A 16,473-nucleotide genomic window follows, 5' to 3' on the forward strand; every position below is an offset into this window, starting at 1 on the left:
AATAGTAGACATGTCACTTTAAGGCAAGTCTTAAATCATCTTCAATAGAAACATGATTTGTAGGTCTTCCTTGCGAATCAACACTGCTTCTATCGATATTCCATTGCCTTGATATTACGCCATTTTGAAGCATTAGAATACGATCTGATAATCTTACGGCTTCCGCAATATCGTGAGTAACCATGATTGTGCTCCAGCCGTTTTGTGTTCTTAGCTTAGCTAGAAGATCTTGCATGTCTAGTCTTGTTAAAGCATCTAATGCGCCGAAAGGTTCGTCTAAAAGCAATAGCTCTGGGTTTCTTACTAATGCTCTAGCTAAAGAGACGCGTTGAGCTTGACCGCCAGAAAGTTGAGAAGGCCATTTATCGGCGTATTCTTCTAATTGCATTTTGCTAAGAGCATTATTTGCAAGTTTTTTAAGATTGTTTTTACTGTCCGAAAGACCAAAAACAACATTTTCACCAATTTTTAGCCATGGGATTAATCTTGCATCTTGGAATCCTATAGCCTGCATATCTGTAACGTTTATACTGCCGCTTGTAGGTTTTAGTAAACCAGATATTACTTTAAGAAGAGTTGTTTTTCCGCAACCTGATCTGCCAATAAGAGAGACAAACTCGCCTTGCTTAATGTTTAAATTAATATCTTTCAAAACCTTATAAGTGTCGTCAAACGCTACTTCGATATGTGTTAAAGAAACACAGTAGGAATTGTTGCCATTATCAGCATTATTTCCATTGTTTTGAATGTTCATATTAACTCCTACTGTGTTTTGATTTTGAAAATTATTTATCGTATTTTAAAGGTTTAGGTTATTTGCTGCAATCCATTACGGAATCATCCAAGTTTGTTGGAGCTTGCTTAATTAAACCATATTTTACGTATTCTTTTGCCTGAACCTTCATCATTTCTAAGCCTTTCTTATCGATTGGCTTAATTGTTGGATTATCGAATTTTTCAATCTGCTTAATGATTGTATCGCTTGCTCCAAGTTGCTTATAAGCATTCCCGATAACATTCTTTTCTTTATGCGACTTATTAGCTTCGCGAACAAGAGCGTTATACATTTTTTTAACGAGTTCAGGATGTTTCTTAGCAAATTTTCTAGAAACAATGTGAATGGTAACATTCATGTTGCCATACTTTTTAGCGTTAACAAGTAATTTTGACCCAGGGGTTGTCATCGCTGCAGCAAGATTCTGATCGAATGAGGAAATTGCATCAATCTGTCCAGATGTAAATGCTGCTTGGAAGTTCTTAGGGCTCATCTCTACTTTATGCACTTTAGAAACGTCTAAGCCGCTTTTATCGAATGCGCGGTGAAGCATGTAATCGCCAGTGTCACCGTTGTGAATGATAGCAACTTTCTTTCCATATAAGTCTTTTAGTGTTTTTACGCCGCTTTTTGCGGATGCAACGATTCCTTGAGAATCACCATTGTAATATTCGAGCGCAAATGCAACCCAAGGTTGACCTTCTGCAATCAAATCAATAAATCGTCCAGTTCCAGTAGTTGTTGCATCAGCGCTTCCGCTCATAACTGCGGTAAGACCATCAACTGGAGTATATGGTCCAGTATAGGTGACTTTTGCTTTTCCAAATTCTTCTTGAAGGAATTTTTCATTTTTTAACGTTGTCAAATAGTTTGCTGTAGAAAGATAAGCAACCCTCATTATTCCCGTATCTTTGCTAGAAGATTGGGAGTTATTTGCAGGTTTTTGAGCTCCGCCGCAAGATGCGAGAGCGATAGTTGCGCAAAAAGCGCATATTGCCGCAATAGAGCGTTTGCTAGCAATTTGTATTTTGAAATTAGCCATGATTTGGCTCCTTTATCTTTATTTTGTGTTTTTCTTATTTGGTTTATTTGGTTGTTGGTTAAATTTTGTTGATTAAATTTTTATAAAAATTGACTTATTTTTAAAAGTATCGTTAAAAGTATCTTTAAAATTCACAGAGGATTTTATAAATTCTTTATTTACGTGAATTCCTAAAATCAACTCTTTGTTAAGATTCTCTATTTACTCTGCGTTCTGGCATAAGCCAATATTCGAATATGTTTGCAGTAACTTCTGATCCAAGTCCTGCAATCGCATATAAAATAATGCATGCCATCATTTGATCTGGTCTAAAGAATTGTTGAGCTCTAGAAAGAATATATCCAATTCCTATTGAAGAATTAACTGTTTCACAAGTAACTAACGCAACCCATGCTACGGAAATTGAAAATCGCAATCCTGTCATAAAGTTAGCTAATGTTCCTCGCATAAAAATTGTTGTAAAAACAGTAGATTTTTTAACGTTATAAGCTTTTGCAAGTTCTATTAGTTTAGGGTCAATGTTCCTTACTCCATCTCGAATATTTACATACATTGGTCCAAAAACACCAAGTGCTATAAGCATTATTTTCATCATTTCGTCCACACCGAGAAAAATGATCAATAAAGGTGCTAATGCTGGGAATGGTATGGATCTAAGCATGTGACTTGGTTTATTTATTACTGATTCTCCTATTTTGCTTCCGCCAGAAATTATTCCAGATGGCAAAGCAAAAGCAATTCCTAAAAGAAGACCAGCTACAACTCTAAATATGCTTATTGCAAGAGACGGTAGTAATATTCCTTCGTTGTTTAAGTCAACAAATGCTTTTATTACCTCGCTTGGAGATGGCAAAGCGCGATTTTCGACGGGAGTTAAGGTTATTAAAAACCATAAAAAAAGAATCGCTATAGTAGAAAGCCAAGCTTTTAAGGAAGCAAAAGCTTTACGATGCAGTTTTGCAATCGCGCTAAAAAGGTTATTCATAACGACATTCCCTTCGATAGTTTTAGCTATATCAGGTTCGACGGGTATGATCTCAGCAATTACAATTAAATAACTGCACCCCGTGTCAGTTTGTTATTATCGTATAAAGGCATGGACAAATCGCGAAACGCTTAGATCATATAGTCTTATATGCTTGACGACTTACATTATGAAATAACGTCCATAAAACGCATTAATCTTGAATATGTTACACAACCAACAAAATGAATAAGGAGTAGTTGTGGCAGCTATTGAAAGCGTATATGCACGCGAAATTTTGGATTCTCGTGGAAATCCTACCGTTCAGGTTTATTTGGAGACCGAAGATGGTGCTCAGGGCATTGGCTTAGTGCCTTCTGGTGCTTCGACTGGTGAGGCTGAGGCTTGGGAGCGTCGTGATGGCGACAAGTCCCGTTATCAGGGCAAGGGTACTTTGGAAGCAGTTAAGGCTGTTAATGAAGTAATTGCTCCAAAGGTTATTGGCATGGATGCCTCTGACCAGCGTGCTCTTGATGAAACTATGATTGAGCTTGATGGCACTCCAAACAAGGGCAAGCTTGGCGCAAACGCTATTCTTGGCGTTTCTCTTGCTGCTCTTTATGCAGCTGCTGAATCTGCAGAGCTTCCATTGTATCGTTACATCGGCGGAACTAACGGACATATTCTTCCAGTTCCAAACATGAACATTATGAACGGTGGTGCTCACGCTGATTTTGCAACTGATATTCAGGAATACATGATTTCTCCATACGGTTTCGCAACTTACAGCGATGCTTTGCGCGCTGGTGTTGAGGTTTATCACACCTTGAAGAACGTTTTGAAGAAGGAAGGCTTGGCTACTGGTCTTGGTGACGAAGGTGGCTTCGCTCCAAAGATGAAGTCTAACGAGGATTCCTTGAAGTACATCATGGATGCAATCGAAGCTGCAGGTTACGAGCCAGGCAAGCAGATTGGTATTTCTCTTGACGTTGCTTCTTCTGAGTTCTACAACAAGGAAACTGGTAAGTATCGTTTCGACGGCGAAGAGCGTGATTCTGCTTATATGCTCGATTACTACGAGAAGCTTATCAACGAGTATCCAATCGTTTCCATCGAAGATCCATTCCAGGAAGAAGGATGGGATGATTGGGCAGCAATCACCAAGCGTCTTGGTGATCGTTTGCAGTTCGTTGGCGATGACTTGCTCGTCACCAATCCAAAGCGTTTGGCTAAGGGTATTGAACTTGGAGCAGCTAATTCCTTGCTCGTAAAGTTGAACCAGATTGGTTCCGTTACCGAAACCCTCGACGCTATTGAGCTTGCAACCAAGAATGGCTTTACTTCTATGGTTTCTCACCGCTCTGGTGAAACCCCAGATACCACCATTTCTGATCTTGCTGTTGCTAAGAACACTGGTCAGATTAAGACTGGTGCTCCTGCTCGTGGTGAGCGTATCGCTAAGTACAACCGCTTGCTTGAGATTGAAGAAGAGCTTGGCTCTACCGCTCAGTATGCTGGTTACAGCGCATTCAAGGCTTGCAAGAAGTATATGAAGTAATATACTAGGGCTTTTATAAGTTCTTCATAAGGCTTGTTTAAGCTTTTTAAGCTTTGAGCTGAAGTTTATTTTCGGTCAGTCGCAATAAAATGCGGCTGGCCGTTTTTGTATATTTTCAATGATTTCTTAAAATTTTAAAAAAATTTTTCTAAAATTACTTTCATTATCTCCAAAATAGTGCTATTTTTGTGAAAAACTAAAAACAGAAGGAGATGTTTCATATGAGAAAAGTCGCTGTTATAGGCATGGGTAATGTTGGTGCTGCAGTAGCCCATCAGCTCATTATTGGTGGTCACGTTGACGATTTGTATCTTTATGATTCAAATGAAGCAAAAGTTAAGGCTGATGCTCTTGATTTTGAAGATTCAATGGATAATGTACCTTTTAACGTTAATATCACAGTAAACGACTATGAAGCATTAAAAGACGTAGAAGTAATCGTAAGCGCCTTGGGCCATATAAAACTTTTGGATGTTCCTCATCCAGATCGTTTTGCGGAGCTTAAGTATAACCGTAACGAGGTCGCAGAAGTTGGTGCAAAAATTAAAGCTTCTGGATTCCATGGCGTTTTGATCGATATCACTAATCCTTGTGATGCTATTTGCCAGCTCTACAAGGAAGCTACTGGACTCCCATACGAAAGAGTTATTGGTACTGGCACTCTTCTTGATTCTGCTCGTTTGCATCGTGCTGTAGGAAAGTTCTTCGGAGTTCATCCTAAGGCAGTTAAAGGTTATAGTTTAGGCGAGCACGGCGATTCACAGTTCGTTGCATGGTCTACGGTAAAAGTGTTAGAGCAGCCAATTACTGATCTTGCTGAGGAAAAGAACATTGACTTGGATGCTGTTGATGATGAAACTCGCGAAGGCGGTTTCACTGTGTTCTATGGAAAGAAATATACCAACTACGGTATTGCTGCAGCAGCTGTTCGTTTAGTGAATGCTGTAATGACGGATTCTAGAGAACAGATGCCTGTATCCAATTATCGTGAAGAATATCATTCTTATCTTTCTTATCCAGCGATTGTTGGTCGAGATGGCATTGTTGAGCAGTGCAAGCTCGATTTGACTGAAGAAGAGTTGCAAAAGTTGCAGCATTCTGCAGATACGATTTTAAGCAAAGCTCAAATGGAATAGTTGGAAATCTAAGTTTTAAAAGAATTTTAAGTATGATTTTGTGACCAGCTCCTATATGGATAGCTGGTCACAATTTTTGTATTTTAGCGTGTATGTTATTCATATTGTGTAATAATGATTTTTTAGGCTAAAAGTAAATATAAGGTGTATTTACACGTCGAATATTTAAAGTAACTTAGAAGTATGGTTTTGAGAAATCGCCGCACGGCAACAAGTACAGTTGATGAATCAAATCAGCCAAAGAAAAAAAGGCTGTTTTCTGGTTCGTTCGTATTTGTTTTTATGATAGTAGTGGCGTTTCTTTGTTCTATAGAATTTGTTTCAACAATTCGAAATTATGCGTTAAGCTTGGCTGAATTACACGCTTTGCAAAGAGATGAGTCTGCTCTAAAAGACAAAAAACAGGAGTTGGATAATAATATTGATCGTTGGAAAGATAAAGCGTATGTTACCGCACAGGCTAGGGATAGGCTAGGATTCATATTCCCTGGAGAACAAGCTGTTAGAGTTGAACACCCAGAAGCTGTTACAGGAGTTGTACCAGAATCATTTAATAAAGATGAATCACAGTATGAAGAAAGAAAAGCTCTTCCTTGGTATAGTGATTTGTTCTATTCTCTTCATAAAGCAGATAAGCCAGATGATATGAGTATGAAATATCAAGACGATGACGTTAACGATTCTAATAAGGATAAGACTTCTAAGCATAATAAAATGGATAAAAGTCGCCAGCAAAATAAACATCGGGAAAATAAAGCGCCAAAATCTACAGATAAGAAACAGAGTAATACAAGTAGACAGTAGTAAGAAAATATTAAAGTACTTTATTTTAAAATCATGCAAATGCATAGGGGAGTTAAAAACATGGATTTGAATATACAATCCTTAGTAGATAGTTTGTTGGAAAACTCTGCAAGTGATGCAGATAGGGATATTGTTAAACGTCAATTGGGAAGATTCCCTAGGGGCATGGTTGCAGTTGGAGCTAGATGCGCTTGCGGACGTCCTCTTGCTGTTATTACAAGACCATGCTTAGAAGATGGAACTCCTTTTCCAACTACATGCTACTTAACAAGTCCAGAAGCTGTTAAAGCAGCTTCGCATCTTGAAGCACAAGGTTTTATGAAGGAATGCAACAATTTATTGAATAATGACAATGATGTTGCTAAAAAATATGAGCAGGCACATAAATACTATTTAGAGTTTCGTCACGAATTAGCTATTCGATTGGAAGATAGTGAAGAGCATATTAAAGATATGAGTGCTGGGGGTATGCCTGTTCGTGTTAAGTGTTTGCATGCCTTGCTTGCGCAAAGTCTTGTAATGGGTAAGGGTGTGAATCCTATTGGCGATATGGTGTTAAGCAAGGTAAAAAATGAATTTGACCCTAATGTTTGTAAATGCACTACTCCTTGGAGTGATGATGCTAATGAAATTGAAACTGAGAAATTATTAAATACAAAATCTTTGAACACCAATACAATCGTTGGAACTAATAAATCGGTTTGCGTAGCTGCAATTGACTGTGGCACGAATTCGATTAGATTAAAAATTGCAAAAGTTAATGCTAATGGTATGCGCGATGTTGTTCCTAGAATGCTTAGAGTTGTAAGACTTGGTCAGGGAATTGACGAAACGCATATGTTTGCTGAAGATGCTTTGCAGAGAGTTAAATCTGCTGCCAAAGAATTTGCAAAAGTACTTAGTGAACACAAAATAGATGCTATTCGTTTTGTAGCAACATCTGCAACTAGGGATGCGTTAAATAGAGACATTTTTGAACAGATGATGTTTGATGAGCTTGGCGTACGCCCTGAAGTTATTAGCGGAACAGAAGAAGCTGCTTTGAGCTTTTTGGGAGCAACAAGTGTGGTTTCTAGGAAAGATTTGCAAGCCCCTTATGTTGTTGTAGATTTAGGTGGTGGGTCTACTGAGGTTGTTCTTGGTGGAGATGGTGTGAATATTGCAGAAGATAAAGTAGATTCCGCGTATTCAATGAATATTGGTTCCGTTAGAATGACTGAGAGACACTTGCATACAGACCCTCCAACAGAAGAAGAAATTTCTTGTGCTATAAAAGATATTGACAAGAATATAGACGAAGCTTTTAAGCATGTTAACGCTGGTAAAGCTCGCACAATTATTGGTGTTTCTGGCACTGTTACAACTATGGCAGCCCTTGCTATTGGATTAAAACATTATGACCATAAGGCTGTTGATGGAGTAAAAATCGCGTTGGATCAGGCGTATACAGTTAATGACAGGTTCTTGCATATGACAAGAGAACGTAGACGTACTTATGCCACTATTCATCCTGGAAGAATTGATGTTGTTGGTGGAGGTGCAGTTGTGTTGAGTCGTGTGCTTGAACGACTTGCAAAAGCGGCGTATGAAGACCATGGTGGTGTTCTAGATACTTTTGTTGCTAGTGAGCATGGTTTACTAGATGGAATCACGTTAGATTTGGGTCGTAGAATTCTCGCCACACGCTGAGTTGTTTTTAATTGTATTATATGGCATAATAATTGTCTGTTGCCTCCGTGGCGGAATTGGCATACGCATCAGACTTAAAATCTGACGCCCTTACGGGCTTGTGGGTTCGAGTCCCACCAGAGGCACAAATATTACGCTGCGAATTTATTTTTTACGTATTTGGTGTTAATTTTTTGTTGCAATTCGTAAAAATTTTGGTTTAATTAATCTCTTTTCTATAAAAATATTTGTTTACAGTCTTGCGTTAATCGAGAATCGTACTAATCTATACCATTAATTGCAATAAAAGCAATAATAAAAATACAAGTAATATCGCAAATTAGGAAAAGAGACATAATGGCTGATTTAGAGGTTGCTCCAGACTTTAAAAATGCCTATGATTCTTACGATCATAGTGATTCTGCTCTGTTGAACAAACTGGCTGGCAATTTTACTGTTTTGCCTAACGATAATCCTGTTTCGGATGCAAAGCGAGCAGAGCTGATTGATAAGCCTGCTTTTGGTCAGATTTTCTCCGACAATATGGTCCATATGTCTTGGACCAAGGGAGAAGGCTGGTCGGATAGACGTGTTGAGCCTTATGGACCATTAAAAATGGATCCAGGTGCTTCTGTGTTGCATTATGCCCAAGAATGCTTTGAAGGTTTGAAGGCTTATAAACGAACTGATGGATCCATCTGGCTTTTCCGTCCAGATATTAATGCGGCACGATTCCAGAATTCTGCTAAGCGTTTGTACTTGCCAGATCTTTCTATAGACGATTTTATTGGATCTGTTGCAGCCTTGGTTAAGCGAGATAAAGAGTGGGTTCCAAGCCGACGCGAATATACTCTTTATATGCGTCCGTTCATGTTTGCTTCCGAGCCGTTCTTGGGTGTGCGAGAAGCTCATGAGGTTGAATATTGTGTTATTGCTTCTCCGTCAGGACCATATTTTAAGGGTGGCCTGAAGCCAGTTAGTATTTGGGTTGAAGATCAGTGGTTCCGCACTGGCCCTGGTGGCACTGGTTTTGCTAAGTGTGGTGGAAATTATGCGGCTTCCTTGCTCGGCGAATACAAGGGTATTGAGCACGGTTGCGAACAGGTTTGCTTCGTTGATGCAGCAACTAAGACCTATTTGGAAGAGCTTGGTGGAATGAACGTGTTTGTTTTGCACAAGGATGGTCATTTGGAAACTCCATCTCTTACTGGTAGCATTCTTCCAGGTGTTACACGTCGTTCTATTATTCAGCTTGCAGAAGAAGCGGGTCACAAGGTTGTTGAAACTATGATTCCACTTCAGGGATTGCTCGACGATATTCGATCTGGTGAGGTCACTGAGGTCTTTGCTTGCGGAACTGCTGCGATTATTACGCCTATTGGGCGCTTTAAGTCAGATAACTTTGATCTTAAAGTTGCTGATGCTGGAGTTGGTGAGTTGACTCAGGCTTTGCGTGATGAATTGCTTGGTATTCAGCTTGGAGATGTTGAAGATACTCACAACTGGATGTGGAAGGTGTGCGACTAGTTAAAAGCTGTTTAAAAGCTGTTTAAAAGTCGTTTTAAAGCCGTTAGAGTTTTAGTATTTGGCGCGTCATTTTTTATGTATTATAAGAGGTGGCGCGCTAATTGTATGCTTAATTGGTTATAGGCTAAGTATTGGGCGGATTTTGTTTTTTAAGTGTTTAACTAACCTTGGAAAGGAAATATTGTGGAAGGGGCTTTAGGAGATAACGTTTTCTTCCTTGTTGTTGAATACATTGCTATGGGTTGCTGCGGAATGGTTGGCGGAATGTGGGCTATTCGCAAGAATTATGATATTTTTGCAATAATCACAACATCATGGCTTACGGCATTGGGTGGAGGAATTGTTAGAGACGTTTTGCTTGGGGCATTGCCGCCAGTTGGCATTGCAGATAGGGGATTTGTTTTTACTGGTCTTGCTTCGGGTGTTATTGTTGCTTTCGCTCATCTAGAGATTGATGAGTGGAAATGGCTTATGCTAACTCTGGACGCTTTAGCATTGGGGCTTTTTGCTGTAAATGGTACCGCTAAAGGCTTGGATTTTCACATGTCTGGAATGGCATCCGTGTTTTTGGGTATGGCTACAGCTCTTGGTGGTGGTTTAATTCGAGATATGGTTTTGAATCAAGTTCCTGTAATTGTGCGAGATAAGCATTGGTATGCGTTTCCTGCTGGCGTTGGATGTGTTTTAACAGTATTTGTTGTAAAAGCTCAACGTGCAGGGTATTTCGATGTTATTACAGAAATGATTTTAGACACGCTCATTGTTGTGCTCGTAGTAACTATGCGATTAATGTCGGTAAAGTTTGATTTAACGCTTTTTGGTGCAATGAACCGCAAATCGCCAATAAAAATAAGCAAATATCGTAGACATAACACATATAATCGTAAAATTTCCGATAAATCTATGAAAAATACAGAAAAAAATAATCAAAATAAATAGAAAATCTAGCCTAATCTGAATAAATATCGATTAGTGTCTAGACTTTGTCTTTGCCTATCTTAATAATGAAACACATCGACCAGAGGTCGCGCTCAACATGAGTAGCAATCATTAGCCAGAAAGAGGCGTTAAGTGATTTGCAAAAGGGGAGAGCGCCGAAGTTTGTAGGCTATTCTTTCTAGCTTACAAGCTGGGACTTGGCTTAATAGGCCAAGGACTGTCGCAGCAATTTTGGCAATTTGCTGCGGAGTGCTATCGACATGCATACTGTTGCCTGTTTGCCTCTGTTTGAATATTGTCAAAAGGAGGAAACAATGAATAACGACAGTTCATCAACTACTGAATCTCAAACCGTGCATCGCGGTTTAAAAACACGCCATATTTCCATGATTGCTTTGGGTGGAAGCATTGGAACAGGCTTATTTGTAGCTAGTGGCGCAACAATCCATATGGCAGGTCCTGGTGGCGCGCTTCTAGCGTATGCTGCAATAGGCATCATGGTTTATTTTCTTATGACATCTCTAGGAGAGATGGCAACATATATGCCAATTAGTGGGTCTTTTGCATCATATTCTGGAAAGTTTATTGATCCTGCTTTAGGATTTGCAATGGGTTGGAATTATTGGTTTAACTGGGCAATCACGGTTGCTGTAGATATAAGCACGGCAGCAATCGTTTTGCAATACTGGCTTCCGAAAGTCCCAATATGGGTATTTTCGCTAACAGTTCTTGTTGTTATTCTTTTGATTAACATTCTTACGGTTAAGTGCTTTGGAGAAACAGAGTACTGGCTTTCGATTATTAAAGTTGTAACCGTTATTATATTCCTTGCTATTGGTTTGCTTACGATTGTTGGAATTTTAGGTGGAAAAGCGCCATTGCTAAGCAACTTTACACATAAGAATGCTCCATTTGCTGGCGGAATCCCAGCTGTTTTAGGTGCGTTTGCTATTGCAGGATTCTCGTTCCAGGGAACAGAGCTTATTGGCATTACAGCAGGTGAATCTGCAACACCAGATAAGAGCATTCCAAAGGCTGTAAAGCAAGTGTTCTGGCGTATTGTTTTGTTCTACATTCTTGCAATCTTTGTAATCGCATGCATTATTCCATACACAAGCCCAAGTTTGCTTGGATCGGAAGCTAGCGATATCTCTATAAGCCCATTCACTCTTGTGTTCCAGCGCGCAGGATTGGCGATTGCAGCAACTATCATGAACGCTGTTGTGCTTACATCTGTTATCTCGGCAGCAAACTCTGGAATGTACGCTTCTACTAGAATGCTTTACGCCCTTGCAAAAGATAATCACGCTCCAAAGATGTTTGGAAACGTAGATAGAAGAGGCGTTCCAATGCAATCTTTGGTTGCAACGTTTGTTGTAGCTCTTTTAACATTCTTGATGAGTATTTTTGGAACTCAAATTTACATGTTCTTAGTTGCTGCAAGTGGTTTGACTGGATTTATTGCATGGGCAGGAATCGCAGCTGCACACTACAGGTTCCGCAAAGCGTATATTGCTCAAGGAAAGTCTTTAGACGATCTTGTTTATAAAGCTAAGTGGTATCCATTTGGTCCTATTGTGGCTCTTGTATTGTGCATTTTGGTTATTGTTGGCCAAGATCTTGAATCATTCCACACGCTTAATTGGCAAGCGATTGGCATAACTTATATGTCTGTGCCGCTGTTCATTGTGCTTTATGTTGGATACAAGATTAAGTATCACACTAAGGTTATTCCGTTAGATCAAGTTGATTTAACAAAGTGATTAGAATATAAAAAATGCGCTCAGTGATTTGCTGAGCGCATTTTTTATATTGAATTAACAGAGTTTAGTGAGTAGTGTTTGCGTCTTGAGCAGGTGGCTGATTAGTAGTAGAAGGATGATCCGTGCCGCCGTTTGCACCGCCATTATTTGTTGGGTTTGGCGTTGGGTTTGGCGTTGGCTGAACTGGTGGGTTTGGAGCAGGAGGTTGGTTGTTGTTTCCTCCTTCTCCGCCATCATTATTTTTATCGTTATTTTTCTTTTCCTCTTCAGCTTTCCTCCTAGCCTGTTCTTCTAGCTGCTTCTGTAGGTTTTCGTAAGCATCCCTAATTCGCTTTCTTCTTTCTAATTCTAAACGTCTCTTTTCTGCATCAGACTTTGCCTTTGCTTTAGCTTTAGCAGCTTGTTCGTCAGCTTGACGCTTTGCTTCTTCAATCTTTTTCTGCATGGCGTTATCTGCTTGAACTTTTTCTTCTTGAGTAGGAGGAATATTTTGAATAATAATATTCGGCTTACGCTTTACCTTAGGAGCTATACGAATAACAGGAGCAGTGATCTTCTGTAGTTCCTTCTGACTTTCTTCAGCCTTCTGCTTTTCCTGTGCATTAGCTGTAGTATCTGTAGATGCTGCAGAAAGCTTATCGATCATTGCAGAAGTCACTCCACGAATACGCTGAGCATTGTCAGAATACCACTGAGTTGCAGCTATAGCTTGAGCTCCCTGAGACCCTAACTCTTCTGGAGAATTAGCATTGCATACAACTGTTTCTGGCAAACGCTGCTTCAAAAGCTTAGCAAGTAATTTGCCATTTTCTGAGTTATCTTGAGCAAAAGAGATAAGAAGAGAATTTTTAGTAAGTTTTTTCCATGACTGGCTTGCTTTGCTAACTTGTGCAACCTTAATTTCGCACTGTTTTCTAGCTTCTTTCATACGAGATGAGTGCTGAATGCTCCAGCAAATACCACCAACGCCTAATACTAAAGCTAATACAATGACGCCAGCAATGAGAATTATCATCTTCTTTTTATGGCCATTATTTGTGGCTTCGGAGATGTTTTCTAACATGTATCATCCTCTGTTTTTATCAATCTTCGCCAAGAATTGCTTTTTGCAAAACAACACTTATAGTTTACGCCAAACTAAGTACGTGACCCTTGTAGTTTGTAGCATTTTTGATGGTTTGCAGGACAAGCAATATTACTTGCGATTCATTAGAATACAATATTCAAATAAATTCAAAACAAAAAACCACCAGGTTCGCTGGTGGTTTTCTTGGCTCCTGCGGCTGGGCTTGAACCAGCGACCATTCGATTAACAGTCGAACGCTCTGCCAACTGAGCTACGCAGGAATATCCTCTGTGCTTGGCTGTGTGCCGTGCACAAGACATTTATATTACACGGAATTTTATGATATGCAAATATAGCGTGTTTGGGCGTGTCGAAAACTCGTAATCGTTGGAATATCAACGATTTGCATGCTTTAACCACATTGATAAAAAAGTGTTCCTAAAAAAAGAATTTTGTGAAAAACTTTCAAATATAAGCAAAAACCTTTAAATAATGCAGATTTTCGCTGTTGAAGCATAAAACAAATTTGATTTATGAAAGGAGAAAAATAAAATATCATGAGAAAAATATTTGATTTAAAAATGATTAAGCCCAGAATCTTAAAAGTCAAAAAATTTATATTAAAACAAAAATCACAGTTTGTTAGAATACTGATTTTTATGATTCTGGTTGTAATCATGTTGATTATTCATAGTTGCATAAATCCTACAATAAACAAAAGTATTGAGTATGAATATTTGCAATCGAATCAAACTGATTATAGTGTGTCTTCATTTGACTCTGGTTGCATAGAAAAATCTTTTGTAGGTAAAAATCAAAAAATAGTCGCGAATACAGTTAGTCAGGCTTCAACAGCTTCAACACTAAAAGAAACTACAAATTGTAAATCAAGGATGGTATGGCCAGTAAAAAATGTAAATATTATTAAAGATTTTGATGCTCCAGCAAAACCATGGCTCGCGGGTCATAGAGGAGTAGACTTGCAAGCAGAGGAAGGAACTGAGCTATACGCTCCTTCAGACGGAATAATAAATTTTGCTGGACTAGTTGCTGGAAAATCTGTTGTAACAATCAAACATGGAGTTTTATCTTCTACATTTGAGCCAGCATATACAGATTTACCAGTTGGAACAGTTGTTAGAAAAGGTCAATTTTTTGGTTACGTAACAGTTGGATCAGATCATTGCGACAATTTGTGTATTCAATGGGGGTTAAAACGAAGAAACAGGACTTATGCAAATCCGAGGAAAATGGTAGCGAAAAAACGAATAATTTTAAAACCCAAAGAAGATACAAAAGAAGAAAAAAATAGTCTGTAAAATGTGTGTCGTATAGTGTAATAAGAGTCTTGGGCTTAAGACATTAACCTAAGATTATTACATAAGATTTTCTTAAACATATTTAGGGAGCGAATATGCAAAAGTATTCTCGTAATCTCGATGAGAAAATTGATTACAATGCAAACATTTTTTCGCTTCTTGAAAGTCGCGTAGAACGTAAGCCGAACGATTCATTGGTTGAGTATGTAGGACGCGACGGAAAATGGAATTCCTACAGTGCGAAAGACTTTAAAGATTTGGTTATATCGGTAGCAAAAGGATTCATAGCACACGGTGTGATGCCAGGAGATACTATATCGATAATAGCGCATACTTCATGGCAGTGGACTGTACTTGATATGGCAATAATGTCTATAGGCGCGTTAACAGTGCCAATTTATGAAACAAGTTCTGCAGTGCAAATAGAAAATATTATTAACGATTCTAAAGTAAGCATGATTTTTGTTGAAGATGAAAATATGCGTGAAACTGTGGAAATATCAAAGAAGTCATGCCCAAGTCTTAACGATGTATATGTATTAAGCAGAGACGCAATAGATGCGTTAATTGAGTATGGGAAAACAGTTACAGACTCAGAATTTTATGAAAGAGAAAAAGCCGTTAAAGGCGATGATCTAGCTACAATCGTTTACACATCTGGATCTACAGGAGACCCGAAAGGTATAGAACTTTCGCACGGAAATTTTGTGTTTATAGCAAAATCTGGAATGCTTTCCATGCCAGATATAGCATTAAAAGGAAAACCAAGACTTCTTTTATTCCTTCCTTTAGCACATGTATTTGCAAGATTTATGCAGTTCTTCTGTTTTGCAGGAAATGTAACACTTGGATTGTCAAGCAACCTTAAAACAATACTAAGTGATTTTAAAAGTTTTAAACCGACTTTCATACTTGGTGTACCTAGAATATTTGAAAAAATCTACAATGCTGCCTCTCAAAAAGCTGGTAGAGGAGTAAAAGGATTTATATTTGCTCAAAGCGTAAAAGTAGCAAAAGAATGGTCAAAAGCTCAACAATCGGGGAGAATGATTTCGCCAATGTTAGCTATAGGCCACTCATTATGTAAAAAGCTCGTTTACAACTCAATTTTGCAAGTTTTTGGAGGAGACGTTGAATATGGTGTTTCAGGAGGAGCGCCATTAGACAAATCGATTTCGCATTTCTTCAATGGCATGGGATTGCCAATTCTCGAAGGGTACGGAATGACAGAAACATGTGCTCCGTCAATGGTAAATCCAACAAAAGGTTATAAAATTGGAACAGTTGGTTTGCCAGTGCAGGGAGTGTCTGTAGCAATAGATGATGAGGGAGAGCTTTGTATTAAAAGTCCCGCTGTTTGCAAAGGATATCATAATCATCCAGAGATAACTGAAAAACAAATAGTAAATGGGTGGTTGCATACAGGAGACTTCGGATCTTTAGATTCCGACGGTTTTGTAAAAATTACTGGTCGCAAAAAAGATCTGATAATAACAGCTGGCGGGAAAAACGTTTCACCTAGCATACTCGAAGCATCAGTTATGACTTCTTCAATTATTTCTCAATGCGTTGTTATTGGAGACAGAAAACCTTTTATCTCTGCGATTATTGCGTTAGATCTTACAGAAGTGAATTCTTGGCTGAAATCTCGAGGAGCAAGCCCAGTGCGCTCGCTGGAAGAGGCAAGAAAAAATTCAATCGTCATAAGTTCCGTAGAACAAAGCATAGTTAAAGCAAATTCTAATGTTTCTAGAGCAGAATCAATTAGAAAATTTGAGATTGTTCCAGATGCTTTTACTCAAGAAAATGGTTTAGTTACACCAAGCCTTAAAGCAAAGCGCAATGCGGTTATAGAACGTTATAGCGATCTTATCGAAAATAAGATTTATGCTCCAAGACCGAGAAAGTAACG

13 protein-coding genes, 2 tRNA genes and 2 riboswitches are annotated in these 16,473 nt (G+C 38.7%); of the genes, 10 read left to right on the forward strand and 5 right to left on the reverse strand.

The features are described from left to right. Nucleotides 1-13: 13 nt before the first annotated feature. From ABVC65_RS04840 to ABVC65_RS04850, 3 genes are all read right to left on the reverse strand, one after another. A complete protein-coding gene (locus ABVC65_RS04840; RefSeq protein ID WP_004121505.1) occupies nucleotides 14-754 on the reverse strand; it encodes an ABC transporter ATP-binding protein in 741 nt (246 codons plus the stop codon). A gap of 58 nt (nucleotides 755-812) precedes the next feature. Continuing rightward, nucleotides 813-1,817: an ABC transporter substrate-binding protein gene (locus ABVC65_RS04845; protein WP_019261597.1), complete on the reverse strand. Its 1,005-nt coding sequence runs from the start codon at nucleotides 1,815-1,817 to the stop codon at nucleotides 813-815. Between the two features lie 187 nt (nucleotides 1,818-2,004). Beyond that, nucleotides 2,005-2,802 carry an ABC transporter permease gene (locus tag ABVC65_RS04850; RefSeq protein ID WP_353582723.1) on the reverse strand — a complete coding sequence of 266 codons (798 nt, stop codon included), beginning with the start codon at nucleotides 2,800-2,802 and terminating at the stop codon, nucleotides 2,005-2,007. Beyond that, a riboswitch (TPP riboswitch) is annotated at nucleotides 2,793-2,895 on the reverse strand. It overlaps the preceding gene by 10 nt. A 148-nt stretch (nucleotides 2,896-3,043) precedes the next feature. Between ABVC65_RS04850 and eno the strand changes: the two genes are divergently transcribed. The 8 genes from eno to ABVC65_RS04890 all read left to right on the forward strand — a co-directional run bounded on the left by eno (nucleotide 3,044) and on the right by ABVC65_RS04890 (nucleotide 12,176). Beyond that, complete coding sequence (gene eno, locus ABVC65_RS04855) at nucleotides 3,044-4,339, forward strand: phosphopyruvate hydratase (protein WP_004121502.1); 1,296 nt, start codon at nucleotides 3,044-3,046, stop codon at nucleotides 4,337-4,339. A 221-nt stretch (nucleotides 4,340-4,560) separates the two neighbouring features. Further along, nucleotides 4,561-5,475 (forward strand): L-lactate dehydrogenase, encoded by a 915-nt coding sequence (locus tag ABVC65_RS04860; RefSeq protein WP_004124446.1) that lies wholly within the window; start codon nucleotides 4,561-4,563, stop codon nucleotides 5,473-5,475. A 183-nt stretch (nucleotides 5,476-5,658) separates the two neighbouring features. Continuing rightward, a complete protein-coding gene (locus ABVC65_RS04865; protein WP_353582724.1) occupies nucleotides 5,659-6,279 on the forward strand; it encodes an FtsB family cell division protein in 621 nt (206 codons plus the stop codon). Between the two features lie 60 nt (nucleotides 6,280-6,339). Next, nucleotides 6,340-7,968: a DUF501 domain-containing protein gene (locus tag ABVC65_RS04870; protein ID WP_353582725.1), complete on the forward strand. Its 1,629-nt coding sequence runs from the start codon at nucleotides 6,340-6,342 to the stop codon at nucleotides 7,966-7,968. Between the two features lie 41 nt (nucleotides 7,969-8,009). Further along, nucleotides 8,010-8,093 (forward strand) — tRNA-Leu (locus ABVC65_RS04875). Between the two features lie 211 nt (nucleotides 8,094-8,304). Then, on the forward strand, nucleotides 8,305-9,474 hold the full coding sequence (locus ABVC65_RS04880; RefSeq protein ID WP_353582726.1) for a branched-chain amino acid aminotransferase: 1,170 nt from the start codon (nucleotides 8,305-8,307) through the stop codon (nucleotides 9,472-9,474). A gap of 183 nt (nucleotides 9,475-9,657) precedes the next feature. Next, entirely contained in the window at nucleotides 9,658-10,413 is a 756-nt protein-coding gene (locus ABVC65_RS04885) for a trimeric intracellular cation channel family protein (protein ID WP_004121498.1), read from the forward strand. Nucleotides 10,414-10,484: 71 nt separating this feature from the next. Next, a riboswitch (Lysine riboswitch) is annotated at nucleotides 10,485-10,676 on the forward strand. Between the two features lie 51 nt (nucleotides 10,677-10,727). Continuing rightward, on the forward strand, nucleotides 10,728-12,176 hold the full coding sequence (locus ABVC65_RS04890) for an amino acid permease (RefSeq protein WP_004124439.1): 1,449 nt from the start codon (nucleotides 10,728-10,730) through the stop codon (nucleotides 12,174-12,176). Nucleotides 12,177-12,240: 64 nt separating this feature from the next. On the opposite strand, the gene ABVC65_RS04895 is transcribed toward ABVC65_RS04890, so the two are convergent. Together ABVC65_RS04895 and ABVC65_RS04900 are read right to left on the reverse strand one after the other, a co-directional pair. Then, on the reverse strand, nucleotides 12,241-13,239 hold the full coding sequence (locus tag ABVC65_RS04895) for a hypothetical protein (RefSeq protein WP_353582727.1): 999 nt from the start codon (nucleotides 13,237-13,239) through the stop codon (nucleotides 12,241-12,243). 208 nt (nucleotides 13,240-13,447) lie between these two features. Continuing rightward, nucleotides 13,448-13,523, reverse strand: a tRNA-Asn gene (locus tag ABVC65_RS04900). 276 nt (nucleotides 13,524-13,799) lie between these two features. On the opposite strand from ABVC65_RS04900, the gene ABVC65_RS04905 reads away from it, so the two are divergent. Both ABVC65_RS04905 and ABVC65_RS04910 read left to right on the forward strand, forming a co-directional pair. Continuing rightward, complete coding sequence (locus ABVC65_RS04905; protein ID WP_353582728.1) at nucleotides 13,800-14,561, forward strand: M23 family metallopeptidase; 762 nt, start codon at nucleotides 13,800-13,802, stop codon at nucleotides 14,559-14,561. Between the two features lie 95 nt (nucleotides 14,562-14,656). Further along, on the forward strand, nucleotides 14,657-16,471 hold the full coding sequence (locus tag ABVC65_RS04910; RefSeq protein WP_353582729.1) for an AMP-dependent synthetase/ligase: 1,815 nt from the start codon (nucleotides 14,657-14,659) through the stop codon (nucleotides 16,469-16,471). Nucleotides 16,472-16,473 lie beyond the last annotated feature (2 nt).

It is taken from the genome of Gardnerella vaginalis (assembly GCF_040427915.1).
Taxonomy (GTDB): domain Bacteria; phylum Actinomycetota; class Actinomycetes; order Actinomycetales; family Bifidobacteriaceae; genus Bifidobacterium; species Bifidobacterium vaginale_C.

What these genes read in the sequence shown, in the direction of transcription:
- ABVC65_RS04840 (WP_004121505.1), bottom strand. Translation starts at nt 754, where the DNA reads ATGAACATTCAAAACAATGGAAATAATGCTGATAATGGCAACAATTCC.
- ABVC65_RS04880 (WP_353582726.1), top strand. Translation starts at nt 8,305, where the DNA reads ATGGCTGATTTAGAGGTTGCTCCAGACTTTAAAAATGCCTATGATTCT.
- ABVC65_RS04870 (WP_353582725.1), top strand. Translation starts at nt 6,340, where the DNA reads ATGGATTTGAATATACAATCCTTAGTAGATAGTTTGTTGGAAAACTCT.
- ABVC65_RS04865 (WP_353582724.1), top strand. Translation starts at nt 5,659, where the DNA reads ATGGTTTTGAGAAATCGCCGCACGGCAACAAGTACAGTTGATGAATCA.
- ABVC65_RS04905 (WP_353582728.1), top strand. Translation starts at nt 13,800, where the DNA reads ATGAGAAAAATATTTGATTTAAAAATGATTAAGCCCAGAATCTTAAAA.
- ABVC65_RS04845 (WP_019261597.1), bottom strand. Translation starts at nt 1,817, where the DNA reads ATGGCTAATTTCAAAATACAAATTGCTAGCAAACGCTCTATTGCGGCA.
- ABVC65_RS04850 (WP_353582723.1), bottom strand. Translation starts at nt 2,802, where the DNA reads ATGAATAACCTTTTTAGCGCGATTGCAAAACTGCATCGTAAAGCTTTT.
- ABVC65_RS04910 (WP_353582729.1), top strand. Translation starts at nt 14,657, where the DNA reads ATGCAAAAGTATTCTCGTAATCTCGATGAGAAAATTGATTACAATGCA.
- ABVC65_RS04895 (WP_353582727.1), bottom strand. Translation starts at nt 13,239, where the DNA reads ATGTTAGAAAACATCTCCGAAGCCACAAATAATGGCCATAAAAAGAAG.
- ABVC65_RS04860 (WP_004124446.1), top strand. Translation starts at nt 4,561, where the DNA reads ATGAGAAAAGTCGCTGTTATAGGCATGGGTAATGTTGGTGCTGCAGTA.
- ABVC65_RS04890 (WP_004124439.1), top strand. Translation starts at nt 10,728, where the DNA reads ATGAATAACGACAGTTCATCAACTACTGAATCTCAAACCGTGCATCGC.